This is a genomic window from Mesorhizobium sp. LEGMi-168a (assembly GCF_058312955.1).
Map to the genome: position 1 here is coordinate 122,278 of NZ_JBZEGV010000008.1, position 23,313 is coordinate 145,590.

General features: G+C 63.5%; 27 protein-coding genes and 1 pseudogene. 19 read left to right on the forward strand and 9 right to left on the reverse strand.

Features of this window, described 5'->3' with window-relative positions; all coding sequences use genetic code 11:
* Window positions 1-3: 3 nt before the first annotated feature.
* The 7 genes from AC4FWB_RS13810 to AC4FWB_RS13840 all read left to right on the forward strand — a co-directional run bounded on the left by AC4FWB_RS13810 (window position 4) and on the right by AC4FWB_RS13840 (window position 5,838).
* A complete protein-coding gene (locus AC4FWB_RS13810; protein WP_491026645.1) occupies window positions 4-447 on the forward strand; it encodes a TadE/TadG family type IV pilus assembly protein in 444 nt (147 codons plus the stop codon).
* Window positions 437-868, forward strand: a complete 432-nt coding sequence (locus tag AC4FWB_RS13815) for a TadE/TadG family type IV pilus assembly protein (RefSeq protein ID WP_491026646.1) — start codon at window positions 437-439, stop codon at window positions 866-868. Before AC4FWB_RS13810 ends, AC4FWB_RS13815 begins: the two co-directional genes overlap by 11 nt.
* A 543-nt stretch (window positions 869-1,411) precedes the next feature.
* Entirely contained in the window at window positions 1,412-2,152 is a 741-nt protein-coding gene (locus AC4FWB_RS13820) for a hypothetical protein (RefSeq protein WP_491026647.1), read from the forward strand.
* A gap of 262 nt (window positions 2,153-2,414) precedes the next feature.
* Complete coding sequence (locus AC4FWB_RS13825) at window positions 2,415-3,149, forward strand: class I SAM-dependent methyltransferase (RefSeq protein WP_491026649.1); 735 nt, start codon at window positions 2,415-2,417, stop codon at window positions 3,147-3,149.
* A gap of 84 nt (window positions 3,150-3,233) precedes the next feature.
* Window positions 3,234-4,775: a winged helix-turn-helix domain-containing protein gene (locus AC4FWB_RS13830; RefSeq protein ID WP_491026650.1), complete on the forward strand. Its 1,542-nt coding sequence runs from the start codon at window positions 3,234-3,236 to the stop codon at window positions 4,773-4,775.
* Window positions 4,776-4,928: 153 nt separating this feature from the next.
* Window positions 4,929-5,222 carry a hypothetical protein gene (locus AC4FWB_RS13835; protein ID WP_491026652.1) on the forward strand — a complete coding sequence of 98 codons (294 nt, stop codon included), beginning with the start codon at window positions 4,929-4,931 and terminating at the stop codon, window positions 5,220-5,222.
* A 208-nt stretch (window positions 5,223-5,430) separates the two neighbouring features.
* Window positions 5,431-5,838, forward strand: coding sequence for a hypothetical protein (locus AC4FWB_RS13840; protein WP_491026653.1), 408 nt, complete (start codon window positions 5,431-5,433; stop codon window positions 5,836-5,838).
* A gap of 618 nt (window positions 5,839-6,456) precedes the next feature.
* On the opposite strand, the gene AC4FWB_RS13845 is transcribed toward AC4FWB_RS13840, so the two are convergent.
* Both AC4FWB_RS13845 and AC4FWB_RS13850 read right to left on the reverse strand, forming a co-directional pair.
* Entirely contained in the window at window positions 6,457-6,723 is a 267-nt protein-coding gene (locus tag AC4FWB_RS13845; protein ID WP_491026654.1) for an exopolysaccharide production repressor protein, read from the reverse strand.
* 926 nt (window positions 6,724-7,649) lie between these two features.
* Entirely contained in the window at window positions 7,650-8,072 is a 423-nt protein-coding gene (locus AC4FWB_RS13850; protein ID WP_491026788.1) for a DUF1236 domain-containing protein, read from the reverse strand.
* A 6-nt stretch (window positions 8,073-8,078) separates the two neighbouring features.
* Here AC4FWB_RS13850 and AC4FWB_RS13855 point away from each other — a divergent pair.
* Window positions 8,079-8,356 (forward strand): annotated as a pseudogene (locus AC4FWB_RS13855) (DUF1236 domain-containing protein).
* Between the two features lie 229 nt (window positions 8,357-8,585).
* On the forward strand, window positions 8,586-8,807 hold the full coding sequence (locus AC4FWB_RS13860) for a hypothetical protein (RefSeq protein ID WP_491026655.1): 222 nt from the start codon (window positions 8,586-8,588) through the stop codon (window positions 8,805-8,807).
* Between the two features lie 179 nt (window positions 8,808-8,986).
* Here the strand turns inward: AC4FWB_RS13860 and AC4FWB_RS13865 are convergent, their stop codons facing one another.
* Window positions 8,987-9,325 (reverse strand): DUF982 domain-containing protein, encoded by a 339-nt coding sequence (locus AC4FWB_RS13865; protein ID WP_491026657.1) that lies wholly within the window; start codon window positions 9,323-9,325, stop codon window positions 8,987-8,989.
* A gap of 216 nt (window positions 9,326-9,541) precedes the next feature.
* Here AC4FWB_RS13865 and AC4FWB_RS13870 point away from each other — a divergent pair, with 216 nt between their 5' ends.
* The 5 genes from AC4FWB_RS13870 to AC4FWB_RS13890 all read left to right on the forward strand — a co-directional run bounded on the left by AC4FWB_RS13870 (window position 9,542) and on the right by AC4FWB_RS13890 (window position 11,855).
* Window positions 9,542-9,841, forward strand: a complete 300-nt coding sequence (locus AC4FWB_RS13870) for a DUF1236 domain-containing protein (RefSeq protein WP_491026658.1) — start codon at window positions 9,542-9,544, stop codon at window positions 9,839-9,841.
* 77 nt (window positions 9,842-9,918) lie between these two features.
* Window positions 9,919-10,128, forward strand: a complete 210-nt coding sequence (locus tag AC4FWB_RS13875) for a hypothetical protein (RefSeq protein ID WP_491026660.1) — start codon at window positions 9,919-9,921, stop codon at window positions 10,126-10,128.
* A 108-nt stretch (window positions 10,129-10,236) separates the two neighbouring features.
* Window positions 10,237-10,485: a DUF2934 domain-containing protein gene (locus AC4FWB_RS13880; RefSeq protein WP_491026661.1), complete on the forward strand. Its 249-nt coding sequence runs from the start codon at window positions 10,237-10,239 to the stop codon at window positions 10,483-10,485.
* A gap of 349 nt (window positions 10,486-10,834) precedes the next feature.
* Window positions 10,835-11,335, forward strand: coding sequence for a porin (locus AC4FWB_RS13885; protein WP_491026662.1), 501 nt, complete (start codon window positions 10,835-10,837; stop codon window positions 11,333-11,335).
* Between the two features lie 19 nt (window positions 11,336-11,354).
* Window positions 11,355-11,855 (forward strand): porin, encoded by a 501-nt coding sequence (locus AC4FWB_RS13890; RefSeq protein WP_491026663.1) that lies wholly within the window; start codon window positions 11,355-11,357, stop codon window positions 11,853-11,855.
* 47 nt (window positions 11,856-11,902) lie between these two features.
* Here AC4FWB_RS13890 and AC4FWB_RS13895 read toward each other — a convergent pair whose 3' ends face one another.
* From AC4FWB_RS13895 to AC4FWB_RS13915, 5 genes are all read right to left on the reverse strand, one after another.
* Window positions 11,903-12,112, reverse strand: a complete 210-nt coding sequence (locus tag AC4FWB_RS13895) for a hypothetical protein (protein ID WP_491026664.1) — start codon at window positions 12,110-12,112, stop codon at window positions 11,903-11,905.
* Between the two features lie 259 nt (window positions 12,113-12,371).
* A complete protein-coding gene (locus tag AC4FWB_RS13900; protein ID WP_491026665.1) occupies window positions 12,372-12,716 on the reverse strand; it encodes a hypothetical protein in 345 nt (114 codons plus the stop codon).
* 102 nt (window positions 12,717-12,818) lie between these two features.
* Window positions 12,819-13,907: a nucleotidyltransferase family protein gene (locus tag AC4FWB_RS13905; RefSeq protein WP_491026666.1), complete on the reverse strand. Its 1,089-nt coding sequence runs from the start codon at window positions 13,905-13,907 to the stop codon at window positions 12,819-12,821.
* 140 nt (window positions 13,908-14,047) lie between these two features.
* Window positions 14,048-14,827, reverse strand: coding sequence for a hypothetical protein (locus tag AC4FWB_RS13910; RefSeq protein WP_491026667.1), 780 nt, complete (start codon window positions 14,825-14,827; stop codon window positions 14,048-14,050).
* 22 nt (window positions 14,828-14,849) lie between these two features.
* Window positions 14,850-19,139: a tetratricopeptide repeat protein gene (locus AC4FWB_RS13915; protein ID WP_491026668.1), complete on the reverse strand. Its 4,290-nt coding sequence runs from the start codon at window positions 19,137-19,139 to the stop codon at window positions 14,850-14,852.
* Window positions 19,140-19,331: 192 nt separating this feature from the next.
* Between AC4FWB_RS13915 and AC4FWB_RS13920 the strand changes: the two genes are divergently transcribed.
* Window positions 19,332-19,916, forward strand: a complete 585-nt coding sequence (locus AC4FWB_RS13920; protein WP_491026670.1) for a hypothetical protein — start codon at window positions 19,332-19,334, stop codon at window positions 19,914-19,916.
* A gap of 3 nt (window positions 19,917-19,919) precedes the next feature.
* Here the strand turns inward: AC4FWB_RS13920 and AC4FWB_RS13925 are convergent, their stop codons facing one another.
* Window positions 19,920-20,552, reverse strand: a complete 633-nt coding sequence (locus tag AC4FWB_RS13925) for a LexA family protein (protein ID WP_491026671.1) — start codon at window positions 20,550-20,552, stop codon at window positions 19,920-19,922.
* Between the two features lie 155 nt (window positions 20,553-20,707).
* Between AC4FWB_RS13925 and AC4FWB_RS13930 the strand changes: the two genes are divergently transcribed.
* The 4 genes from AC4FWB_RS13930 to AC4FWB_RS13945 all read left to right on the forward strand — a co-directional run bounded on the left by AC4FWB_RS13930 (window position 20,708) and on the right by AC4FWB_RS13945 (window position 23,307).
* Window positions 20,708-20,926 carry a hypothetical protein gene (locus tag AC4FWB_RS13930; protein WP_491026672.1) on the forward strand — a complete coding sequence of 73 codons (219 nt, stop codon included), beginning with the start codon at window positions 20,708-20,710 and terminating at the stop codon, window positions 20,924-20,926.
* Window positions 20,923-21,501: a hypothetical protein gene (locus AC4FWB_RS13935; RefSeq protein WP_491026673.1), complete on the forward strand. Its 579-nt coding sequence runs from the start codon at window positions 20,923-20,925 to the stop codon at window positions 21,499-21,501. The genes AC4FWB_RS13930 and AC4FWB_RS13935 overlap by 4 nt, the downstream gene beginning before the upstream one ends.
* A gap of 111 nt (window positions 21,502-21,612) precedes the next feature.
* Complete coding sequence (locus AC4FWB_RS13940) at window positions 21,613-22,422, forward strand: GcrA cell cycle regulator (RefSeq protein WP_491026674.1); 810 nt, start codon at window positions 21,613-21,615, stop codon at window positions 22,420-22,422.
* Window positions 22,423-22,707: 285 nt separating this feature from the next.
* Complete coding sequence (locus AC4FWB_RS13945) at window positions 22,708-23,307, forward strand: DUF6456 domain-containing protein (RefSeq protein WP_491026675.1); 600 nt, start codon at window positions 22,708-22,710, stop codon at window positions 23,305-23,307.
* The last annotated feature ends 6 nt before the right edge of the window (window positions 23,308-23,313 follow it).

Genomic DNA, 23,313 nt, shown 5'->3' on the forward strand with positions numbered 1-23,313 from the left:
GGTATGGGGCAGGCTGCAATCCGCTTCCGCAAGAACCGCTCCGGCGCGGCCGCGGTGGAATTCGCGCTCGTGCTGCCGGTGCTGTGCGCCGCGCTCTTCGGCATCGCCGACGGCTGGTCCTATGTCACCAGCTCGCTGGCGATGCGATCCGGCGTGAAGACAGCGGCGAACCTGCTGTTGGCTGGCGCTACCGATGACAACGCCATCCAGGCCGCCGCGCTCGCTAGCTGGCAAAAGAAGCCCGACGATGCGGCGGTCGCGATTACCCGAACCTACAAATGCGGAACGATCGTGGTCGCGTCGGAATCGACAATCTGCGCGGGATCCAAGCTTCCCTCGATCTACGTCCAGATCCAGGCGTCGGGCACCTGGGTGCCGCCTTTCAGCTTCGGCGTTTTCCCGCATAACACGGCGCTCTCCCACCTGCAGGTGGTCCGTGTCCGCTGACAAAAGAGCAAAGGCGTTTGCCGGCGACAGCTCCGGCGGAGCCGCGATTGAATTCGCGCTTGTCGTGCCCTTCTTGATCATGCTCTTGTTCGGCATCTTCGCCTTCGGCTGGTCCATGAACAACGCCTCCAGCGTGCGTTACGCACTGGAGGCCTCCGCGCGCTCCCTGCAGCTCAACAACACGCTGACCCAGTCCCAGATCCAGGCCATCGCGACGCAGAAGCTGCAGGCGCTTGGCTTGCAGAACGTCAACGTCACGATCACTACCGACCCGCCGAGCGGCGGCTTCTGCATAGCGCATGTGAACGCCAGCTATGCCTTCGTCATCGATTTCCCGCTTTTCAGCGCCTTCCCGATCAGCCAATCGACCACGGTGAACGTGCCGTTGCTCAACAGCGTGAAAGGAGCGTGCCCGTCATAGCCGGAACTGAAACGGTCGATATCGAGCTGATCAGCGGCTGAGGTACGTCCAGGAAAGTGCGCAGCGGTTTCCGCCCGGAATGCGCCAAGCAAGATCGCAATTCCAGGAAAACTATATAAAAGTATATGTCGATATTCATCCGGGATCGCGTAAGACAAACCGCCGACGCGCTTGAGCGGCCAAATGCCGACGGCTCCCATGCGCGGCGCCCATGGCTGGCGCGGCGTTTTTTTGCGAAAACCTATACATAAACAAGGACCTGGAACCCTTCCGCCGACCCCGGCCGCATGACCTTGGGCCCATGGTCCCATGCCGCATGGGCCTTCATTGTTCCAGAGGGCGGATACGAGCTTGGGCCATTTATTTATGAAATGATTTCAATAGGTTAATATAGGAATGTGGTTGGTTCGAGGGGCGCTTCCCCGGCTTGCTCTCTTGTCGCGACGGTATTTGCCTAAAAGTTACTCCAAGCCATTAGGAAATTCTCATAAGACGCAGCCTAGCGGTTGGGCAGTGGTGGCGATTCACCTGCGGAGAAACACGATGACGATCCGAAAGACACTTCTGGCTTCACTGGCCATCCTCGCGCTCGCGGCTGCTCCGGCGCTTGCCGGGGCCGGCGGCAATGGCGGCGGCCACGGCAATAGCGGCGACCATGGCGGCGGCAACGGCAACGGCGGCGGCAACGGCAACGGCGGCGGCAAGGGCAACAGCGGCACGCATGGCAAGGCGTCGGCTCCCGGGCAGGTGGCGAAGTCGCAGGACGACACCACGGATGACACGGCCACGGCCGCGACGCCCAAGGAAAAGAACATCCACGCCAAGCTCGGCCGGCTGAACTCGCTGCAGCGCAACATCAACGCCTATTTGAACTCTAAGAGCCCGAAATTCGCGGCCATCCAGTCCTACGTGACGCAGGCGGCCGCAGCCCAGAAGGCGCAGGCCGCGGTAACGGCGGCGGAGCAGGGCGTAGTTGATGCCCAGGCCGCGCTCGACGCGCTCAACGAGAAAATGACCGCGCTGCAGAGCGCGAATCCGCCGGCCACGCAAGAAGAGATCGACGCTTTGCAGGCGCAGATCGATGACGCGACCACCGCGCTGAATGACGCCAATCAGGCGCTCACCGACGCCCAGACCGAGGCTGCCAATACGCCCGCCCCCGACGACGCAACGTTGGACGCGGCCCTACAGGACATGGCCAACAAGCCGGTCGACCAGGAGGTGACGGACTGGGCCAAGGGCGTGCTGGCCGACAAGATCGACGAGGCAGCGGCGTTGCCGTAAGGCGCGATCGCGGCGAACCTGCCAGAGGGTGGACTGCCATGCCGCCGGGCCTCGCCCGGCGGCATCTTAGTTTTGTGAGTGCGCACCCGCGGGCATTATGGCGTTCCTTCGCGTCCTCTGTCCCGCCGGCTTCGTCCCGCCGCACCGGCCGCGAGGGTTGGCGGTCCCTTCCTCACGCCGATTTCAGCCGAATTTCAGCCGCGCATCACGACGGCCGGCCGAGCCTCGGGCAGGGTCAGGCGAAAATGGAAGGGCATGCATCATGGTGGACATGCAAGGCGCGCAGCACTGGAACGAGAACAATTCCCGCAGCTTTCTCGACTACGGGCGCTACTTCGTCCCCGAGCGCGAACGCCAGATCGACATGATCACCGATCTGATCTCTGCCGCGTCGGATAGCCTGCTGGTCGAGCTTTGCTCAGGCGAGGGGTTGCTCAGCCGCGCCTTGCTAGAGCGATTTCCGGACTGCCGGGTGCTGGCGCTCGACGGTTCGGAGCCGATGCTAGAGCAGACGCAAAAGACCTGCCGCGATCATGCCGGCCGCCTGACCACGGCCGCCTTTGAGCTGGCGGATCGCAATTGGCGACGCTTTTCCGAGCCGCCGCACGCGATCGTCTCCTCTTTAGCCATCCACCATCTCGACGGCCGGCAGAAGCAGACGCTGTTCGCGGACGTGGCGGCCGCGCTCCGCCCCGGCGGCGTCTTCGTGGTGGCCGACATCGTGCGTCCGCCGAGCGCGGGCGCTCTCGCCATCGCCGCGCGCCAATGGGACGAGGCCGTGCGTTCGCGGGCGTTGGCCATCGACGGCGACCTGGCGGCCTTCGCCGAGTTCAATCGGCTCGGCTGGAACTATTTCCGCAATCCCGACGGCGAGCCGATCGACAAGCCGTCCTCGCTGGCCGAACAGTTGTGCTGGCTGTCCGAAGCCGGCTTCACCGCGGTCGACTGCGTCTGGCTCTTCGCCGGCCATGCAATCTTCAGCGGGCGGAAGCCTTGATGTCGAAGCACAGTCGTGATGTCTTCGAGCGAGCGAGGATGTTGATCAAGGCCGAATTTGTTTGACGTCTCCTCGAGGGGCGACATGACGACGTTCGAATTCTCAGGCCACAGGCTCGATCTGCGCAGGGGCAGGCTGCAGAGGGGCGGGCACGACGTCGACCTGCGCGCCAAATCGCTGTCGCTGCTGACCTATCTGCTGGAGAACGCCGGCCGCGTCATCGGCAAGGACGAGCTGGTCAACGCCGTCTGGCCCAACATCGCCGTCTCCGACGATTCCCTCACCCAATGCATGAAGGATATCCGCAAGGCGCTTGGGCCGGATGCCGACGGCCTGATCCGCACGGTGCTGCGGCGCGGCTATGTGATCGACGAGGATCGTGTCCGTCGCGTCGAGGATCGCGCGGCGACCGACGCCGGGGCCGCGCAGGGCGCCGGCGACGCGCCGTCGATCGCGGTGCTGCCCTTCGAGAATCTCAGCAGCGACCCTGCTCAGGACTATTTCGCCGACGGCATGGTCGGCGAGATCACCACGGCGCTGTCGCGCATGCGCTGGCTGTTCGTCATCGCCCGCAATTCGAGCTTCGCCTACAAGGGGCAGGCCGACGGTGTAAGGCGGGCAGGAGCCGAGCTCGGCGTTCGCTACGTGCTGACCGGCAGCGTTCGCAAGGCCGGCGACCACATCCGCCTCACCGGGCAGCTCATCGACCAGTCTTCCGGCAAGACCATCTGGGCCGACCGCTACGACGGAACCATGGCCGACGTCTTCGACCTGCAGGATCGGTTTGCGGAGAGTGTCGTCGGCGCCATCCAGCCCTCCATCCTGTCGGCCGAGATCGAGCGGTCGCGGCGCAAGCGGCCGGAAAGCCTCGCCGCGTATGACTACGTGCTGCGCGCCTTTCCGCTCACCTGGTCGCTCGAGCGGGCGCAGAACGACGAGGCCCGGACGCTGCTCGATCGAGCGATCGCGATCGAGCCGGATTATCCGCTGGCGCTTTCGCTGCTCGCCTGGTGCCATCTGCAGCGCGTCGCCTACCACTGGACCGAAACGCCGGCGGCTTCCCGGGAGGAGGGCCTGCGCCTGGCGCAAAAAGGGGCGGCGCTCTCCGGCGACGACCCGATGGTGCTTGCCGTGCTCGGCGCCGCGCATTCCTTTGCCCGCGACTACGATGTCGCCGACATGCATCTGGCGCGGGCGCGCGCGCTCGATCCGAATTCCGCATGGGCCTGGCTGCGCAGCGCCTGGCTGGATGTCTATCGCGAGCGGCCCGAGGCTGCGATCGAAAAATTCGCGCATTTCGAACGGCTCAGTCCGGTCGACCCGATGGGCTATATTGCCGAGGTCGGCATCGGCGCTGCCCATTTCCTCGCCTCGCGCTACGAAGAAGCGTTGGTCATGACGCAGCGCGGCCTCAGCCGGCAGCCCGCCGCGACCTGGGGGCTGCGCCAACTGGCCACGACGCTGGTCTATGCCGGCCGCAAGGACGAAGCGCAGAGCGTTTGCGGCAAGATGCTGGAAATTCATCCCGGGCTGACGATCGCCAAGATCTGCGACCAGCTGCCTTTCGAGGCGGCCACGCGAGAGCGCATCGCCTCCGGCCTGCGCGAGGCCGGCCTGCCGGACTGACCTGATTGCCGGCCGACCCGGCCCCAGTGTCCGCCTGCCGGTTTCATCGCAATTTCCTCGCAGTTTCGCTGGGGCATCACGATCTCCGGCCGGCCGCCGACTACCCTCATCCTTGCTGTCGCTCAATGACAGTTCGAGGATGGAGACAACGCCATGACAACGATGGTTCCTTTCATCGGTCTCGCTGCCGATCGCGCGTCGCATGCTTCCCCCTCCCGGCCTTTCCGGCTGCTGGCCGGCGCGACGTCGGCGCTGCTGTGGCTGCCGCGCTTCTGGAAGGCACGCGGCGACCTCGCAGCCCTTGCCGCCATGAACGAATGCGAGCGCCGCGACATCGGCGTCACCGCCTTCGACATCGAAAACGCGCTCGCGATGCCCGTCGACCGTGACCCGACCGAGGTGCTCGCGCGCATCGTTGACGACCGCCGTCACCGCCGCGAATGCTGAGCGCCGAGGCTGCCAACGCAAGGTCGCGTACCTTCGCGCCCCCGCTGTCCCGCCAGGGTCTGAAACATTGTAGAGTTTCTTGCCTCGCTTCCACCCTACAATCCACACCAAAACGCGCCGCCGCTCTCAGTGCGTCGTGGCTAATATGCTTTGCAGTGTGTAGACTTGGGGCGCTGAGGGTTTCACAGGGCATTGGGAGGACAACAAAATGCCGCGGGTTTCGGAGCTTTTCTTTAAAACTGCCATCGTCTTTCTCATCCTGGGCGTAGCCGCCGGGCTGCAGATGGCGATTTCGGGCGATCACGGCGCCTTCCCGGCGCATGCCCACATCAACCTTCTCGGCTGGGTCACCAGCGCCATCTTCGGCGGCTACTACGCGCTCAACCCGGCCAAGGCCGAGCGCCGTATCGCCGTGATCCATTACGGCCTCTATACGGTCGGCCTCGTCATCATGCTGCCGGCGCTCTACTGGATGCTGGCTGCGGGCCATCCGGAGGTCGAGCCGGTCGTGGCGATCGGCTCGCTGATCGTCGCCGCCGCGGTTCTGGTCTTTGCCTTCGTGGTCTTCTCGTCTTCGGAAACGGTGCGCTCGGCCACTGCCGCCACCGCGCGCTGACGCCGCACCGGCAAAGCGCGTCGCTTGAACCCGCTTCAATGCGACGTGCTTTGGTTCGTCGGCACGGTTGCCATCGCCGTGTACGCTGTTGGCCGCAGCGACGCGAAGCGGAGCCTAGACCCAAGGATGGTGCGGGAAGGCCTCGGCTAATCTCCAAGGCTACGCCGAGTTGCTCAGGCAGCAGCTTCGGGAACAGCCGCGAAATTAGTGCATGTCGCGCAAAAGTGTGCAGCGGTTTTGCGAAAACGACATGCATAAAACAAAGACCTAAAGCGCGTCGCCTGGATCCGTTTCAGCGCGACGCGCTTTAGCGCGTGGACGATGCCGTCCCACTCGAACGGGCCAGGCATCTCGGTGGCTGCAATCTCGCCGACCTGTTCCGCACCCGCACGGCGAGCTACCCCCGCTCTTCTCCTTATGGATGCATTTCGATCATATTAGCAATGGCATATATTCCTTTACCAGCCGGTGCGCCCAACTAGAGAAGTCCCGTAAGCGGTCCCCGCCGGTCAGGCCCGGTGCTCTTGCTCCGTGAGACTAAGGGTGCCGGGCCGCTCCCGGGAGTCCAAGACGAGTGTCGGGGAGCTCCGCGCCTTCCGCAGGCGCCGAACCGCCAAATTACGGCAGCAGCCTTGGGAACAGCCGCGAGATCAGCGCGTGGATGATGCCGTCCCGCTCGAACGGGCCGGGCAGCTTGGCGGCGCTGGCGTCGGTCGCCTTGGTCTCGTCCATCACCCGGCTTTCGGCATGCACGAGCCACAGCACGGCCACGAAGTAGCCTGCCTGCAGCACAACGCCCGCCAGGAACGTCCAGCCCAGCGATGCCCAGATCGATCCCGTGGATGTGTACGTCCAACCCAGGACCACCAGGAGCGTTGCCGTCATTCCCACAAGAAACTGCGGAAAATACATTTGCCCAACCGAGCGCCGTAACCGCTTCCGGTTCCGTCGATCTCGCCCATTTTCTACCCGTCCCGACCCTTGCACCTTTTCCGGCAGGATCGCAAGACTTCAGGCAGCCTCCGCACCATAGGTCTTAGGGCCGATGCTGTCAGGACCTGCGGTCCGGGACTTCTGCTTCAGGAACCAAGCCAGGACCGATCCGTTCCCTTCATCACATGGATCAGGAGGAACTAAAGCATGTCTCCCGAAAGTGGGGCCGGTTTCGGGACAAAGACATGCTTAAAATCAAAAACTTAAAGCAGGTCGCGTGAATCCTTTTTCACGCGACCTGCTTTAATGGATCGCAGCGTCTATGAGGCGCGCGGGCTTCTAGCGCTACTGCTTGGCTTGTGCGTCGCCTTCGCGACCGCCGCAATCCTGTTCAGCTAGAACCTGCCCCTACGATTCCGCACCCCCCCCCCTACGACCGCCGAGAACGTCCCTTCATCGGCGGAAGGGCCGACCCCGCTGCTTTCATGCTAAGGCGGCGGGGGCCGGTTGTCTGCTTCTCAGGATGCCGCCGGTGCTTCTCAGGATGCCGGCCGGCGATATGGGGTCACCATTGCAAGGCAGACCAGATTTCAGCCTCTCGCATACCGTGAGTTGCGTATCCGGCTTCACAAATGCACAATCTTCATGCCTGGCATTCAACTGTCGGACACGGCCCGGCCTGCGAAGTCCTGTGTCATCACGATAAGCAGGCCGGGCTGTCAGGGTTCCCGCTTCCCGAATATGACCTTGCCTCGGCCTCGCCGGGATCGATGATGTGCCGGGAGGCAGCGTGGTTTCGAAAGCGTGCTGGCATAGGTACAAAAAGACCCGCCATGCCTTGAGGCGCGGCGGGTTCGTTTGTCGCGATGACGTCCGGATCAAGCCTCGAGGATCGCGACGATCGTGTAGGTGTTCGGATCGACGATGACGATGCGTCCGTCGGCCAGCAGGAAGTACTCGAAGTCCTCGTAAGCCGGGATGATATTGACGATGCGGGCGGGCACATGGTGCAGGCGGATCTTGTGCCGCGGGATCTCGACGCCGACCGAGATGTCGAAGCTGACATCGCGAACCGGCTGGACATTGGTCTCGTGGATGATCTGCGTGATCTGCGTCTTCTGTTCGACGGTCACATTGGTGATCGAGGCCGTCTTGTTCTGGTCGGTCTGGACGTTGGTGCCCTGTGCGTTCCGTTCAGTGGTTGTACCGGCGTTGCCCTGAGCGTTCTGCTCAGTGGTCTTCATCTTGGTCTTGCCCTGAGCCTGTTCGTTCGTCTTCGAGCCCTTCGGGCAGTTGGCCATGCCGGTCTGGCACTTGGCCGTACCTTGAGCCTGCTCCTCGGTGCTGGTGCCGCTCAGGACGTTATCATCGCGCCTGAGCCGGAGACGGTCATCCGCGAATATGTGCACAAGCAGCCGTTGGCCTCGGTGAAGGTCCTCGGCGTCGAGCTCAGTATCCGCAGCACGCTTCCCGGTACGGTCGAACTGCACGAAGTGCCGACGTCAAATACCGCTATGTCGTTGTCGATGACCAGACCGTCATCGTCGACCCCGGCACCCGCAAGATCGTCAAGGTGCTGCAGTAGGCGGCCGTTGATACAGGCCAACAGACCGAATGACCCGTCGCCCATTGCGGTCGGCGGGCCGTTTACCCGGTATTATTTTGTTACCATCCGCTAATGGAACCTTCCGCGCGAGAGAGCGTTGCCGCCTCTGGTTCGCCTTGTCTCATAGACAACACAAAGCACGGGCAGGATGCGGACTCGGGCGGCGGCGAAAACAGGCACGGGCTGGGGGCGAGGAGGACTAGTCAACATGTCGAAACGAGAAATCGGAACATCCCGCTCGCTCGGGATGCGCGTCGCCGATCTGAAAGCCCGGATGCAGGACGCCAGGATCACCGAACACGAGATGAAGACCTTCCAGAAGGTCGCGGCCATCATGGGGGGCGGCGAGGGCTCCCTACGCATCGATGCGGATGACCTGATCGCCGCATCCTTCGTCACCGAGGCGCTCAGCGAATCGTCGCCGAACTGACGCCGCCTTCCCCCGCCATCCGATGTCGACCGACTGCCGTCCGGAACGGGCGGCAGTGCGCAGTGTTGCGCGTGCGCCACATAGCGTCACCAGGCGTAGGACTGATCCCTAAGGCGGACTGTCCGCCGCGGGCGATCGAAAGCCCTTCGCGACGCGAAGGGCTTTTTTCTTCCCAGAATTCAATGGCGCGCCTCGTTCTCGCGCCTGGCCCTGACGCGCCTGATCTTGGCTTCACGCAACGCCGTCACCGGATCGACGCCCGTCCACAGGATGCCGGCCTTCTCAGCGAATGAGAGAAAGGCCCGCCGTGCCTGTTCGAGTTTCACGTCTCCGGACCGCGTCGCCTCGCAGGCCTGCATCGCCGCGCAATAGCAGTCGCCGCGCATCGTCGGCGGCCATTCCTTGAGGAAATTCTGCATCGCTGCCAGCGAAGCGATCTCGCGCTTGAAGCCGGCGCCGACGGCGATCGCCACCGGGCGGCGAAACGGCATGTCGCTTCTGACGAAAGCTTCCTTCATGGCGGGCCTTCAGCATGTCAAATCATCCAATGCAAACAATGCGAAAGCCGCCGCGTCGGTTCCCGTCGACCGCCGCGGAGAAAACCAATTAGCCGCCGCTGACGGAACAAGAGCCTTCCGCAGGCGTTTGCTCCGCGAGCTCCCATGTTCGATCTGCCGATGTTTCCGCTCAGGCGGAGGCATCGCGGAGCTCGCCAACGCAACAGGAGATTTATGATGAAAACCACCCTCATTCCTGCTGTCGCCGGCCTGGCTCTGATAGCCGGCATCGGCTTTGCGGCTGCGGACGAGGTGATCGTCACCCCTGAGCAGCAGACCGTCGTCAAGGAATATGTCCACAAGCACCCTGTCGCCTCGGTCAATATTCTGGGCCTCGAGCTCGGCATAGGCTCGACGGTGCCGGATACCGTTGAATTGCAGACGGTGCCGGACGTTCAGTATAGGTATACAGTCGTCAACGATCACATGGTTCTGGTTGATCCGAGCACGCGCAGGGTTGTGGAGGTCATTCAGTAACCTTTAGTGCTCAACGAGCCCCGATCCTCCCGCCATGCCGGCGGGGGGATGCCGGCTCCTAGAAAGGAGTCGCAGCCATGCACCATCCCCACGTCGAATCCCCCGACATTGCCAGGAACGTCGACAAGCTTCTGGCTGAACACTGCACGGGCCTGCTGTCGATGAAGGACGCAATCGAAATTCTGCGCAAGCGCACCGGGACCGAGCGTTCTGATGCTGATCTGGCCGGATTGATTACAAAAAAGGCAGCCTATCTGGGCGTCGCCGTCATCTCCGACGCGCACTGAAGAAAATCGCCGCCGAAGCTCAGGCATCCATGCGTCGAGTGCAAGACGCCACCGGAAAATTCGGCTAATGTTTCCGTCGGGGAACGGCCCCAGCTAAAGGAGGCGACAGTGACGGACGACAGGCAGGAACGCATTCGCCGGCGGGCGCACGAGATCTGGGAGCAGGCCGGCCGGCCGGAAGGCGCGCATATGGAGCACTGGGACCAGGCGACCGCCGAGATCGACGGAGCCGCGAAGCCGAAAGCCAAGGTCGCGCCGAAGAAAGCCGCCGCCAAGCCAAAGGTGGTGAAGGCCGAAAAGCCTGCCAAGGCCCCAGCCACGGCAAAGGCTCCCGCCAAGCCGAAAGCCAAGGCCTGATTTCCGGCGGCCGAGCCGCCACTGGCCCCTCTCACAACTGGTGGATGAAGGCCCGGGGAGCACGCGCCCCGAAGGTCGAGGCGCGCGTGGATACGCGGAATACTCGCGCTTGCAGACGAAGATTAGATAAGTTTAAATTAGCTATCTTTAATAAGTAAGCTTCGCACGATCGCGGGTTGCTGAGCGGATCGAGCAATCCACTGTGACCTTGCGGCAACAGTCGCGCTTTCAGTGAAATACTCCCAGTAAAAGTCAGGTATTGAGTCCGAGGCTCCCATTGACGCGGTTCGCGCCCAAATGGTGCCTTTCGCGCGAGGGCGTTTCTCAATCCAACTTCGGGGACCAGGGTATGCGGGGCATCAACCGTCTTATTTCATGTGCGTTTCTATCCGCGGCAAGCGGCTTTTCGGCATCGGCGCTGGCGGCACCGGTCGAGTACGTCAAGGTATGCTCGCTCTATGGCGCGCAATACTATTACAGCCCCGGCACCGACACCTGCATCAACGCTAACACCGGCGAGACGCGTCGCCTGACCGAAGACGGCGTGGTTATCGGCAAGACCGCGCTGGCGAGCAAGGTCGACGACATCGACGCCCGAGTCCAGCGCGCCTTCGAGGGGGCCTCGGTGGCCTCGGCGCTGACCAGCCCGGATCTGGTGCAGGGCGAACATTTCGGCGTGCGCGTCAACTGGGGTAATGCCGGCCAGTCCAACGCTATGGGCGTCACCGGCGCTGCCGTGCTGGGCGAGGGTCTCTTCTCCGGCGGCAATGGACGGCTGACCGGCGCTGCCGGTGTCGCCTTCTCCGGCAAGACCGTCGGCGGCAATGCCGGCCTGCAGCTCACCTGGTAAGAGCGGCCGGGGGGCGATCATGGTCAGATATTTTCTTGCGCCGGCGATCCTCGGTGCGGCAACGCTCCTTGCGGCGCCGTCCCAGGCCGCGGTCCAATATGTCAGGTACTGCCAGGCCTATGGTATCAACTACTATTACAGCCCGGGCACCAATACCTGCATCAATGCCCAGACCGGCGAGACCAGGATGGAAATCGATGACGGGGAGGGTGGCACCACCACCGCCACCGGCAAGACGGCGCTGGCCAGCCAGGTCGACGACATCGACAACCGCGTCACCCGCGCCTTCGAGAACGCCTCGATCTCGGCGGCTCTTGCAGCACCGGATCTCGTCCAGGGCGAGCATTTCGGCCTGCGCCTCAACTGGGGCAATGCCGGCGACGCCAATGCCTTCGGCATCACCGGCGCCGCTGTGCTGAGCGAAGGCTTCGCCCATGGCGGCCGGCTGACCGGCACGCTCGGCATAGCCTTCTCTGGCAATGTCGTCGGCGGCAATGCGGGGCTGCAGTTCAGCTGGTAGGGAGAGGCGCTTCTCCTTCTCCCACAAGGGGATAGGGGGCAGAGCCGCTAGCGCGCTCCCTGCTTCCTGGCATATTGCGCGACCGCGCAGAGGAAGGCCAGCGCGGCTGTATCGCAGGCAGCCCGCGACGGTGACGGGCCCTTGGCGAAAAGCACTGCGTCCGCGACCGGGATCGTCAGGCCATGCTTCCTGGCAAATGAGGTGACTTCGTAGGGCTGATCGTCGAGCTTTATGCCGATATCGATTTGGTGGTCCATCAAACGAATTCCTCCCTGGTGTACGGCTTTACCCTCCTGCGCCTGAGAAGAATTAACTACCCGCCACTCGCCGGCGTCCACCAATCGGCAATTGTGTGAAACGATGCATTTTTTGAGGCGGAGAGCCGAAGGTTGCAGCGGCCGCTTTTTTCTCGCTCTACGTGAGGCGGATCGGCGCGGCGCTGTCTTCGCAGCGTTCCTCCGCCCCCTGTATCCTGCCGGCGCTCGGCCTTCCCCCTTGTGGGAGAAGGCAGCCGCCTCACCAGGCATCGCTCGACCTTGCAAACCGCACGCCGGCCGCAAGCATCGCGCATTCGCATTCGCTGATCAGCCTGAGGTTTCTCAAATACCGCGCCACCGTTTCCGGCAGCCAGGCGGCGCAGGCCTCGATATAGGCGCGGCCATGCACCAGCGTGCCGGTCGAAAGCCGCTCGTCCTTCTCGGCGATCACCTTCAGATATTGCCGGATGAAGCGGATGTCGTCGGCGACGTCCTGGCTGGCCATGCGCCAGGCGCCGGCCAGGCGCTCGCGCTCGGCGAACGGCAATGGCGACAACAATGGACGGGAGAGATCGGCGAAAGCGGCATGGTTCGCGGTATTCAAGCAAATCCCCCTCAAAGAAGGGAATTATCGTACTTTATGTACGAAATGCGGTCAAGCTGGATTCGTACAATTTGAACGACACACTCTGCCCTAAAGGGGAGATCACCTCAGTCGCATCGTAAAGCCTTCGAGGTCGATGTGAGCTTCGTCGAGTGCCTTGCTCAGAACCAATTCCACCATCTCGCTCTTGGCGGGCGCGAGCAGGTTCAAGCCTTTCAGCAGCGTCTCACGCCAGCTCTCACCGCGCTCCCAGGCTTCCGAGAAGGCGAAAGCGAGATCGTCCTGCCGACGCGTGGCCTCCAGTGCCTCGACCAGCAGGTTGGCCTGGGCGAGATCCTTCTCCCGCTTGGCGGCGGCACTCCGCTCGCGGCGCGCCGCCACGATCAGCTTGTGAACGGCGAACCGCTCGGGCGAGGGCACCAGCACCGGCACGCCGGAGCGATGCAGCAGCACCGTCCTGACCGGATCGCGGATCAGGAAATCGAGGAAACGCAACGGTTGTGCGGACGCGCCGCCGAGCGAAGGCATCGGGCTCGCACGGTCGGCATGGTCGTCGCTGCCGCGGTTCGGCGTGAGGAACTCGATCCGGTAGTGCGACGCGTTTTCATATTGCGTCGTGCGCCCGGCATCTGTCCGGTGCGGGATCTCGCGAAACGTCGGATCGACCGCCTTCAGCACATCGATGACCGGCGGCAGGCTGTCGCCGATCTCGGCCGAAAGCGCATGGAACTGGGCGAAGTCGGCATCGCCCGTCTGCAGCGCGGCGCCCGGCAACCGCACGCCGAGATGCCCGGCATAGGTCTGGAAGGCGACGGTGCCGACAAGCACGGCGCGCAATTGGAAGAGCCCTGCTTTTTCCAGTGCCTCGACCACGTCGCCGGTGAACGGGTCGGGCGCCGTCAGGCCAGCGTCGCGCACCAGCGTTGAAACCAGCTTGCGGCGGCTCCTGAGATCGCCCTTGATCTCCTTGAAGGCCGCAACCCGCTTGGCGATCTCGGGATCCTCGGCCGGGCCGACATAACGTCTGGACTTTTGCGGGCGGGTCTCCTCGAAATACCAGTAATCCCGGCCCTTGACCGGCACGCGCACGAAATTGCCTGCCGTCGAGAAATCGGTCTCGAAGGAAGCATCCAGGCTGCGCTGCACCAGTTCGGCATAGAGCGTGCGGTAGGCGAGATCGATGGTCTTCATGGCCTGCTCCCAGCGTTAAGGTTGACGTTATAAGAATTTTTCAATTTTCTTATAATTGCACCTTACTAGATTGAATTGCAGGGGTGTTATAAGAAATTGGTGAAAGTCTTATAACGCTTCTTCCCCGGGAGATCCGCCGCCTAGTTCTTCGCGACCGCGTAGAGCAGGGCGGTTTTGATATGCCGTCCTGGCTCGCCCTCCAGCGATAGGGCGGCTGTGTAGAGTTTCGCGACAGCGGGGCAGAGGCCCTCGAAGTCCTGGTTCGCGCTCGCGATCGCATCCATCTCGGCCGGCGTGCCTCCAGCCTTTGTGAAGGCTTCGGCGACCAGCGACCAGTCCTGGTCGCCAGGTACGATCGCAGGCAGGCCACTGCTTTTGGCGGCGCCGAAGGCGTGGAACAGCGTTGCGCCGATCCTGTCCAGATCCACCACGGTGTCGTGATTGGGCGCGCTGATCGCGTCCGGCCCGCTGCGCAGGTAATTGTTGCAGGTGGCCGGGGTTTCGCGCGCTATGACGTGATTGAGCATGGTGAGCTGGGCGCTCAAAGCTTCCGAGGCCTTGCTGTCCGGAGCCGAAGGCAGCAGGGACGCATATTTGCGCCTCAGATCGGCGACCGCCACCCTGCTCGTGTTGCGCACCATTTGCTCGTTTCCCGAGCTGGCCACGGCCGTGATCTTGCGGACGAACTCATTGTAGTCGTCCGGAAATTCCTCGGCGATCGCCTTGAAGATCTGGACGTCCTGCTTCTGAAGCTCGGCGTTGACGTCGGCGCTGGTCAATGCCTTGGGCGCGGGCGATCCAACCACAGTCTGATAGAGATACTTGCCGCCGGCAAAGCCGAGCGCCCAGGGCAGCACCTTCACCGCCACGAAAGCCAAAGCGGCGACCGCCGCCACGCCAAACCCCTTCCAACGCGACATCCGCCGGCCCTTCCGATCCTGTTCAATTCGCCCCGAGGCTCAGCGCGTTCTTGCGATCGGCTTCGGCGCGCTTGTGGTTGCCTTTGGCCTCCCAGGCCCGGCTTCGCGCTTGATAGGCGGCAGCGAAATCTGGCCTTATCCTTATCGCCTGATTGAGATCGGCGATGGCTCCGTCATAGTTTGCTTGGCCCGCGCGGATTGCGCCTCGGCCGAAATAACCGAAAACATTATTGCGATCCAAACTGAGCACCGTCTCGAAATCGCTGAGTGCTGCTGCATCTTCACGACGGCCCATGCGGAACATGCCTCGGCCAGCATAGGCCGTTGCGTCTTTTGGATCGAGATGGACGGCTTTGTCGTAATCCGCCAACGCCCCGTCATAGTCTCCCTGATAATTGAGGTTGCGACCGCGATCGCTGTACGTCTCACCAATTTCGGGATTGATTATGATCGCCTGGCTGAAATCGGCGATGGCACGAGCGTAGTCGCCCTTCGTCTCCCAAACGAAGGCGCGAGCCACATATGCGTCCCGGAATGCGGGAAACAGGGCAATCGCTTTGCCATACTGCGCGATAGCGCCGTCATAGTCATCTTTGTTATCCAGCACCTGTCCCTTCTCGAAAGCCGCTTTGGCTGCCGGTGGAATGCTGCCCGCCGAGGTCTTCGCTTGGCCCGTCATCTCGCCTGACGTCTTTGCCTTGGCTGCCAATGCCAGCTTGCGGCCCTTGCGGGCGAGGCGCATCTTCGGATCGAGCTTCAGCGCCTGATCGTAGTCTGCGATCGCCTTGTCGAAATCGCCCTTTGCGAACCAGGCGCTGCCACGCCCGAAATAGGTCGGCGCGTAGCCGGCGTCGATTTCGATCGCGCGACTGAAATCGGCAATGGCGCGATCAGGCTCCTTCTTTTTGGTCCAAGCGACGGCGCGGCCGAAATAGGCGTCGTGATTGGTCGGATAAAGCGCGATAACCTTGCTGTAGTCGTCGATCGCCGCGTCGTATTTGCCTTTGTCGGCAAGCGATATGCCGCGCCCGACATAGGCGGACGCCCTCTTCGGATCGAGAGCGATCGCACGGCTGTATTCAGCGATGGCGCGATCATATTTCCCCTTTTTGTAAAAGGCATCGCCACGATCGATGACGGCCTGGACGTTCTTCGGATCCGAGCCAACGGCGTCGGGCGTTGCGTCGCCCTTCTTCAACGCGGCCACCGCCGCCTTGCGGGCAGTCGCGTAGTCTGGATTGTCGGGATTCAGTATGATCGCCTGGTCGAAGTCTGCAACGGCGCCTTCATAGTCTTTGCTGTCGGCCCGCTCTATGCCACGCCCATAATAGTTGAGGGCATCTTTCGGATCGATTTCGATCGCCGCCGAATAGGCCGTGATCGCTTGGCCGGCATCGCCCTTCGCGTGCCAGGCCATGCCCATGCAGAAATGGGCATCCATGACCTTCGGGTCGAGCTCCGCGGCTAGGCCACAATCGACGAGAGCGCCTTCGGCGTCGCCTGATGTTGCCCTGGCCATGCCACGGCGAATACGGGCCGAGACCAGATTCGGCAGGAACCGGATGACGTTGTCATAGTCGGCAATCGCCCGATCATAGACTTTCTTGGAGTCCCAAACCTTGCCACGGCCGAAATACGCGAGGGGACTGCTGGGATCGAGTGCGATCGCCTTGCCATAGGTGTCGATTGCCTGATCGTATTGGCCCGCCTCCGACAAGCTGTCACCGTTGCGCACCGCAGCCAAAACGCGCGGGTCGGTCGCCTGAATGAGCACTGCCATCTCAGCGGTGGACAGCTTGCTGTTGGGGTGGGCTTGGTGTGGGTCGCCGTGCGAGGTAGCAGGTTCGGTGCCCTCCACGGCGTCCGCCATATCCGCCGCTGCCTTGCGGGCAACGAGATAGTCACCATTGTTCGGATCGAACTTTATCGCCTGGTCGAAGTCGGCGATGGCCCCGTCATAGTCTTTCAGGTCGGCCCGCGCTATGCCGCGCGCGTAATAGCTGGCATCGTCCTTTGCGTCGATGCCAATCGCCACCGAATAGGCGCCGATCGCGCGCCCCGCGTCGCCCTTGGCATGCCAGGCCATGCCCTTGCAATAGAAGGCGCCGTGCGCCTTCGGGTCGAGGGCCGCCGCATGGTCGCAGTCGCGGAGAGCACCCTCGACGTCGCCGGACGTCACCTTGGCGAGCCCGCGGCGAAAATACGCCGCGGCAAAATTGGGGGCGAGCTGGATGACCCTGTCGAAGTCGGTAATCGCTTGGCCGTAGTCGCGTTTGGCGGCCCTGGCCTGGCCGCGGCCGAAATAGCCGAAGCGGTTGTTGGGGTCGAGCGCGATCACCTGGTCATAGGCGCCGGTTGCCTCGTCGTATTTGCCCATGTCCAGCCAGGCATCGCCGCCGAGGATAGCTTGCAGGGCGCGCGGGTCTTTTGTCTCCAGCACCTTTGCAGCCAGCGTGTCGTCGGTGGCCGTCAAGTTCGGAAGAACGGTTTGCGACTTTGGAGCGGCGGCCATCGGCTTCGGCTGCTGCAAGTCATGCGCCGGCGCAGCGCTACCCTCATCGCCCGCGACCTGCTCGCCGCAGCTTCCCGCGCGCTTCAGGTCGAGTTCGACGGCGCGCCGGCAATCCGCTGCCGCGCCGGCCTGATCGCCCTTGAGCATCCTGGCGCGGCTGCGGCCGAGATAGGCGTCGGCATTGTCGGGATCGAGGCTGATGGCCTTGTCGAAATCGAGCAGCGCGCCGTCCACGCCATATTTTGCAAGGCGCGTCCCGGCGCGTTCGATCAATAGCTTTGCGACGGCCTGATTCTGCGCCTCGGCAGCCGGAACGTCTTGCTGGCCGGGCAGTAGCGCGGCGCACGCGTCGGCGCGTTGCGGAGCGAGCTCGACGGCGCGCCGGCAGTCGGTGGCGGCGAGGGTGTCATCCCCGTTCGAGGCCGCTGCCACCGCCCTGTCGTAAATTGCGTCGGCGTTATCAGGGTCAAGTCCGATAGCCATGCTGAAGGAATTGATCGCGCCTGCAACATCGCCCTGTATCTGCTGCTCCAGCCCTTGTTTGATGTATCGGGCAACAAGTTTTGAACGAACTTCGTTGGCGGTTGCCCGCAGCATCGCGTTTGAAGGGAACTGGCCGAGCTCGGCGGCCTGGGTCGCGGTCGGCGCTTCGGCGCTGGCGTCTCCCGCTTCGCAGCCGCCTGCCTTCTTCGGGTCGAGCGCGATGGCTTTTCGGCAATCGGTGGCCGCGCCGGCCGTGTCGCCCTTGCGCGCCCGCGTGAGCGAACGGGCGAACCAGGCCCTGGGTTCGGCCGCATCGAGTTCAATGGCTTTGTCGAAATCGGCGAGGGCGCGATCGATGTTGCCTTTGTTCGCCCAGGCGACGCCCCGGGAGTAGTAACCGTCGGCGATCCCCGCATCGAGCGCGATCGCCTTGTTGGCGTCGGCGATCGCGCGCGCCCAGTCGTTCTTGCCGATCCAGGCGGCGCTGCGATTGACATAGGCATCGGCGCTTTGCGGATCGGCCCCTATCGCGGCGTCGTAGTCGGAAATGGCGCTGTCGAACTCGCCATTGGCGGCGCGGGCTATGCCGCGATTGGCCAAGGCAATCAGGTCGGTCGGGTCCAGGCGGATTGCCTCGCCATATTCGGCGATCGCTTTTTCCCGCTCGCCTTTCTTGGCCCAGGCCGCGCCGAGGCCGGTATGACCCCTGTTGCCTCGCGGCTCGGCCTCGATCGCCTGCTGGAAATCGAGGATGGCCGCATCGACCTTGCCTCTGCGTAAAAACGCCCAGCCGCGGCTGGCATAGGCGTCGCCGGCTGACGGCTCCAGGCTGATGGCGATGTTGAAATCTGTGATCGCGCGCTCGTCGTCACCCTTGTTGTACCAGTCGGAGCCACGGTTGAAATATACAGAAGCCCGCTTGGGGTCGAGTGCGATCGCCTGGTTATAATCGGCGATCGCACCGTCCAAGTCCTCCAGGTCGTCCCGAGCGACGCCCCGGTAGAAATAGGCCGAGACGCGCAGGCGCGACGCCTCCGTATCGTCCTCGGCAATCACTGTGCAGGCAGCGATGCGCTGCTCGGCAGCGCCTTTGTCGACGCCGGCTTCCTTTTTGTAGGTCGGGCCACTGAGGCCGCCCAAGCCTTGGTCGTCACTCGGGCCTTTGTCGTCACCGAAGCAAAGGGCATAGTCCCTGACGGCGGCGAGCGTCGGACTGGCCAGCCCGCCAAGCATCGCCATCCCCGCCAGCGCCAGCAGCGGCCCGCGCGAAAGCCAAGCGACGAATGCGCGCGCGAACGCGCCGGTGCGGCGTGACATGATGGATCCTCCCCCCGGAGTTGCCGCGGATTGCGGCTGCGGTCGCCTATATAGTTCTGTTTTTGTTCTGGAATGCAAGCAGAAATTGCGGTGTGCGTCCGGCCTAGCCAAGCGGACGCCCAATTCCAGGACCTTGATCTATCCCTCCATCATCCAAATATTGTTCGGGGTGGTTGGGGGCAAATCTCTGAAATGGAAATGACGCTCAGTGATGGGGTTCTCGCCTCATACTCATGTGGCGCGCGACTCTGGATTTCCTATCTGACGGCCGTTTTCTTTTTGGGAATGTTCGTCACAATAGTCCTTTCCATGTGGGAAATAAGTGCTCTAAGGAAAGCTGTTGGGAACCCCCGTTCGCCTTACGGCTGGCGCCCCGGGAACCCTACTTTTCTTTTCGATCCAAAGCCCAAGACGATAAGCAGGACGCTGGTTATCTTTGTTGCGGCAGGCGTTCTTTGGGCCTCCCTCATCGCATTGCTGTTCCCTTCAAGAACGCGGTTGTTTGCAACCGAGACGTCGATCGTTGAAACGGGCTGCCACATCCTTACGCCCTATCGGGAAATTTTGGACCGCAAGTTTGTGGAGTTTCACTATCGGTATGGCCGAGGCAAAGGCGGCTTCGATGAGCTTGAGATCGCCCAGAACGGCAAAAGCCCGTTGGGCATCGGGCTGCGAGGCAACCCCTACCTCAAGAACTTGTTTGCGTTGGCGCCTGAGGCAATGGACCAGTATTTCGCGCAGCTGAAAGCCGAAGGCAAAGCGCTCCCCCAGCTCTAACCCTCACATATCGATCATCGACCTTTTCACCCGCCCGATGATCGTGATCGCGCCCTCGAGCTCCGGTGGCGGAATGTCGAGATAGGACGCCGGTTGGAAGGGCGGGGTGTCATTCGGGCGGTAGCGCTTGTAGGTGGCGCGTCCGGTCTCGTCGGCGATCACGTAGCAGCCATTGGTCACCAGCCGCTTGTCGCGCAGATTGACGAAGATGATCGAATCCGGCGGCGAGATCTTGTTCATCGACGGCCCGTCGACGCGCAGCGCAATCCACTCGCCTTCCTCGAGGTCGGCGGTCGGGATCGTCGGATAGTCGGAAAGGTTGACGACGCTGTCCTGGCTGCCGAGCTCACCGGCGCTGATCCAGGACACGATCGGCACGTCGACGGTGACGGGCAAGGGGGCAAGGTGCACCGGCGCCGCCTCGGCGCCGTCAGCATTGAACAGCAGCCAGCCGGGGTCGACGTTGAACAGCCGGCCGTATTTCTCCGCCGCCTTGCGCGACAGCGGCCGGTTGCCGTTTTCGTGGCTGATGAGGGTGTTCTTGTTGATGTCGCGCAGCGCCCGCGCCGCATCGCTGGGCGAGGCATAGCCCGCCTGGGCGCGCGCCTGCTGCAATCTGTGCCGAGAATCCATCATCGTACAAAATGCCTGAAAATTATCGTCCAAAGTGTACGATTTCGCTTGCACGCTTTTCGTACATAACGTACGCTTAGCGCATGAATGAGCATCCCGCAAGCATTTCCGCATTGTCCGTGATTCCGGCGCGGCCCACGAGCATCTCGGGGCCGCTCATGAATATCTCGGGGCTTATCGAGCGCTGGCAGAGCATCGGCGCCTTCGCCGCCGATGTCGGCTGCAGCTACGAGGCCGCGCGCCAGATGCGCCGTCGCGGCCGCATCGCGCCACAGCATTGGCCGCATGTGGTGGCCGCGAGCCGCAGGCTGGGCATTGCCGGCATCAGCTACGAATGGCTGGCCGGCCACAGCGCCTCGCTGGGGGAGGCGGCATGAACGCGCCTTTCGAATTCCAATCGTCCGGACCGTCCTCCTCCCCGGTCCGGACGCACTCCGGGGCGTTTGCCCCGGATCCGGCTGGACCGCCCGCACCCCGGTTCACCGGAACGGCCGGAGCCGCTCCTCCCCCGGCTCCGGCCGCCAATTCGGGCACCTCCTGCATCCGCACCGAGGACGGCACCGTCATCCTGCTCGACCGCGCGTCGGGCCGGGCGGTGTCGGGGCTGACGCGCGCTGCCGCCGAGGCGGCACTTCTTCGACTGCTTGGTGCGGCGCCAGAGCAATTCCAGGAAAAGTGCGAAGCGGTTTTCCGTCCGGAATTGCGTCAAAATGACGAGATGCAATTCCAGGAAAAGTGCGAAGCGGTTTTCCGTCCGGAATTGCGTCAAAATGACGAGATGCAATTCCAGGAAAAGTGCGAAGCTGTTTTCCGTCCGGAATTGCGTCAAAACGACGAGATGCAATTCCAGGAAAAGTGCGAAGCTGTTTTCCGTCCGGAATTGCGTCAAAACAACGAGATGGAGCGCTTCGCCGTTTCCGCAAAACGGCGAAGCGCTCCAGGCGCCGCCTGAACCCCAACCCCTTTCCCTGACCTGAGATGCGGCCTCGCGGCCGAACCCTGGCGCTTGGCCAGAGCCCAACTCTTCGCAAGTCCAAGCCCTTTGCAATCGATGGAATGACACATGGCAGCCGCCTACACCGAAAAGGAAATCGACGAGATCGCCGCCTGGCTGAAGGAGGGGCTTTCGGCCTCGCGCATCGCCGGCCGCTTCAGCGCGCTGCGCGGCCGCCCGGTCTCGCGCAACGCCATCATCGGCATCGTCCACCGCAATGCCGGCCTCCGCGCCATCGGCTTCGCCAACCCGAAAGGCGGCCGTGCCGGCGGCCGTCCGAGGAAGCACGCCCGGCTGCAGGCGCAAGGCAGGGCCGGCAGGCGGGGCAGGGCGGCCGCAGGAGGGGTGACGCTGTCCGAGCCCGCGGTGCTTTCACGCTATGCCGAGTTGGTGGAAGGCGCCGGCGCCGAAACTGCCAATCTCCCCCCTTGTGGGGGAGATGGCCGGCAGGCCAGAGGGGGGCGCTGTCCCGCCGACCTCTCCGTCTATGAGGTTTCAGCGAAAGCGGATGCAGTTGTCACCCGCACCAAACCCCAAAAACCCAGGCCGCGAAAACCCGCGCGCACGCTGCCGCCAGCCTGGCTCGCCCCCGGCGAGCGAGAAAAATCCGAAGCTCAGCTCTACAAGCTCCCGGCGCCGCCACCCCCTGTAGCGCCCGGCCGCCAGCCGCATGTCGCGGCGATGCGCTTCCTCGATTGCCTGTTCGGCCGCTGCCGCGCGCCGATCGACCTCGCGCTGCGCGAGGATGCTGATGACGACCCGCCCGGCGCGCGGCCGGGACCGGACATGCTGTGCTGCGGCCTGCGGACCACGGGGGCGCGCTCCTACTGTGCGCATCATCATGCCAGGTTTCACGGGCATCGCGGGAGGGGGATGTGATTGGCAAGGCGCTGAAGCTGCCGATCGCCCCCCACGAGAGGGAGCTCGGGATCGTCTCCGCGGCGCCGTTCCTGCCCCCGCCGCGCAGCCCCCCCACCCCCCCCCCCGCGCGGCCGCCCCCCCGCTTCTCCGCCGCGCCTTTCCTGCAACGTTTGCGATTGGCGAAACCCGCGAAGAGATTGATCTCCCCTCAGGTGGGGGAGATGCCCGGCAGGGCAGAGGGGGAGCGCGAAGGAATGCAGTCTCTCCCGTTAGCCCCACCCACCCACAACCCAAGGATCCCCCATGCCCCGCAAATCCTCCAAAAAACCCCAGCCGCCGAAACTCCCCAAAGGCGAGGCCGAGCAGGTGCGCATCCGCCGCGAGATCGGCCATGACTTCGCGCTGAAGGCCGACGCCTTCGGTCGCCAGCGCCTCACCCCCGGCACGGCCGAGGCGAGCCGCGTCTACGAAGTCTCGAACGGCGGCTACACCTCGACCGGCGGCATCGTGCGCCTGCGCAATGTCGATCCGCTGGTGGGCATCACCTCGCTCAGCCGCCAGCAGCGCGAGGCCGGCCAGCGCTTTCGCGACGATTTCGAGCGCGCGGAGCGTCAGGGCCTGCAGCCGCAATCCTGGAGCGAGCGCGTCGACAGCCGCCGGGTAGGCGGCGGCATCCCCGACCGTGTGCTGTCAGCCGGCCGGGCGCATACCCACGCCGCCGCAGCACTTGCCCACTGGGAGGTGGCGGAAGTGGTGCGCAAAATCTGCCTCGAAGGCCAGTCGGTGAAGGCGCTCGCCGAACGCACGGGCGAGGGGCGGGACGTGGTGGTGAAGCTGCTGAAGGTGGGGCTGGATCTGCTGGCGGTGCATTATGGGATGATGATGGGGAGGCGGGCGGGCTGAGGGAAT

Coding starts and splice junctions, on each gene's coding strand:
- AC4FWB_RS13810 (WP_491026645.1), top strand. CDS start 4: ATGGGGCAGGCTGCAATCCGCTTCCGCAAGAACCGCTCCGGCGCGGCC.
- AC4FWB_RS13820 (WP_491026647.1), top strand. CDS start 1,412: ATGACGATCCGAAAGACACTTCTGGCTTCACTGGCCATCCTCGCGCTC.
- AC4FWB_RS13825 (WP_491026649.1), top strand. CDS start 2,415: ATGGTGGACATGCAAGGCGCGCAGCACTGGAACGAGAACAATTCCCGC.
- AC4FWB_RS13830 (WP_491026650.1), top strand. CDS start 3,234: ATGACGACGTTCGAATTCTCAGGCCACAGGCTCGATCTGCGCAGGGGC.
- AC4FWB_RS13835 (WP_491026652.1), top strand. CDS start 4,929: ATGACAACGATGGTTCCTTTCATCGGTCTCGCTGCCGATCGCGCGTCG.
- AC4FWB_RS13840 (WP_491026653.1), top strand. CDS start 5,431: ATGCCGCGGGTTTCGGAGCTTTTCTTTAAAACTGCCATCGTCTTTCTC.
- AC4FWB_RS13845 (WP_491026654.1), bottom strand. CDS start 6,723: ATGACGGCAACGCTCCTGGTGGTCCTGGGTTGGACGTACACATCCACG.
- AC4FWB_RS13850 (WP_491026788.1), bottom strand. CDS start 8,072: ATGGCCAACTGCCCGAAGGGCTCGAAGACGAACGAACAGGCTCAGGGC.
- AC4FWB_RS13860 (WP_491026655.1), top strand. CDS start 8,586: ATGTCGAAACGAGAAATCGGAACATCCCGCTCGCTCGGGATGCGCGTC.
- AC4FWB_RS13865 (WP_491026657.1), bottom strand. CDS start 9,325: ATGAAGGAAGCTTTCGTCAGAAGCGACATGCCGTTTCGCCGCCCGGTG.
- AC4FWB_RS13870 (WP_491026658.1), top strand. CDS start 9,542: ATGAAAACCACCCTCATTCCTGCTGTCGCCGGCCTGGCTCTGATAGCC.
- AC4FWB_RS13875 (WP_491026660.1), top strand. CDS start 9,919: ATGCACCATCCCCACGTCGAATCCCCCGACATTGCCAGGAACGTCGAC.
- AC4FWB_RS13885 (WP_491026662.1), top strand. CDS start 10,835: ATGCGGGGCATCAACCGTCTTATTTCATGTGCGTTTCTATCCGCGGCA.
- AC4FWB_RS13890 (WP_491026663.1), top strand. CDS start 11,355: ATGGTCAGATATTTTCTTGCGCCGGCGATCCTCGGTGCGGCAACGCTC.
- AC4FWB_RS13895 (WP_491026664.1), bottom strand. CDS start 12,112: ATGGACCACCAAATCGATATCGGCATAAAGCTCGACGATCAGCCCTAC.
- AC4FWB_RS13905 (WP_491026666.1), bottom strand. CDS start 13,907: ATGAAGACCATCGATCTCGCCTACCGCACGCTCTATGCCGAACTGGTG.
- AC4FWB_RS13910 (WP_491026667.1), bottom strand. CDS start 14,827: ATGTCGCGTTGGAAGGGGTTTGGCGTGGCGGCGGTCGCCGCTTTGGCT.
- AC4FWB_RS13915 (WP_491026668.1), bottom strand. CDS start 19,139: ATGTCACGCCGCACCGGCGCGTTCGCGCGCGCATTCGTCGCTTGGCTT.
- AC4FWB_RS13920 (WP_491026670.1), top strand. CDS start 19,332: ATGGAAATGACGCTCAGTGATGGGGTTCTCGCCTCATACTCATGTGGC.
- AC4FWB_RS13925 (WP_491026671.1), bottom strand. CDS start 20,552: ATGATGGATTCTCGGCACAGATTGCAGCAGGCGCGCGCCCAGGCGGGC.
- AC4FWB_RS13930 (WP_491026672.1), top strand. CDS start 20,708: ATGAATATCTCGGGGCTTATCGAGCGCTGGCAGAGCATCGGCGCCTTC.
- AC4FWB_RS13935 (WP_491026673.1), top strand. CDS start 20,923: ATGAACGCGCCTTTCGAATTCCAATCGTCCGGACCGTCCTCCTCCCCG.
- AC4FWB_RS13940 (WP_491026674.1), top strand. CDS start 21,613: ATGGCAGCCGCCTACACCGAAAAGGAAATCGACGAGATCGCCGCCTGG.
- AC4FWB_RS13945 (WP_491026675.1), top strand. CDS start 22,708: ATGCCCCGCAAATCCTCCAAAAAACCCCAGCCGCCGAAACTCCCCAAA.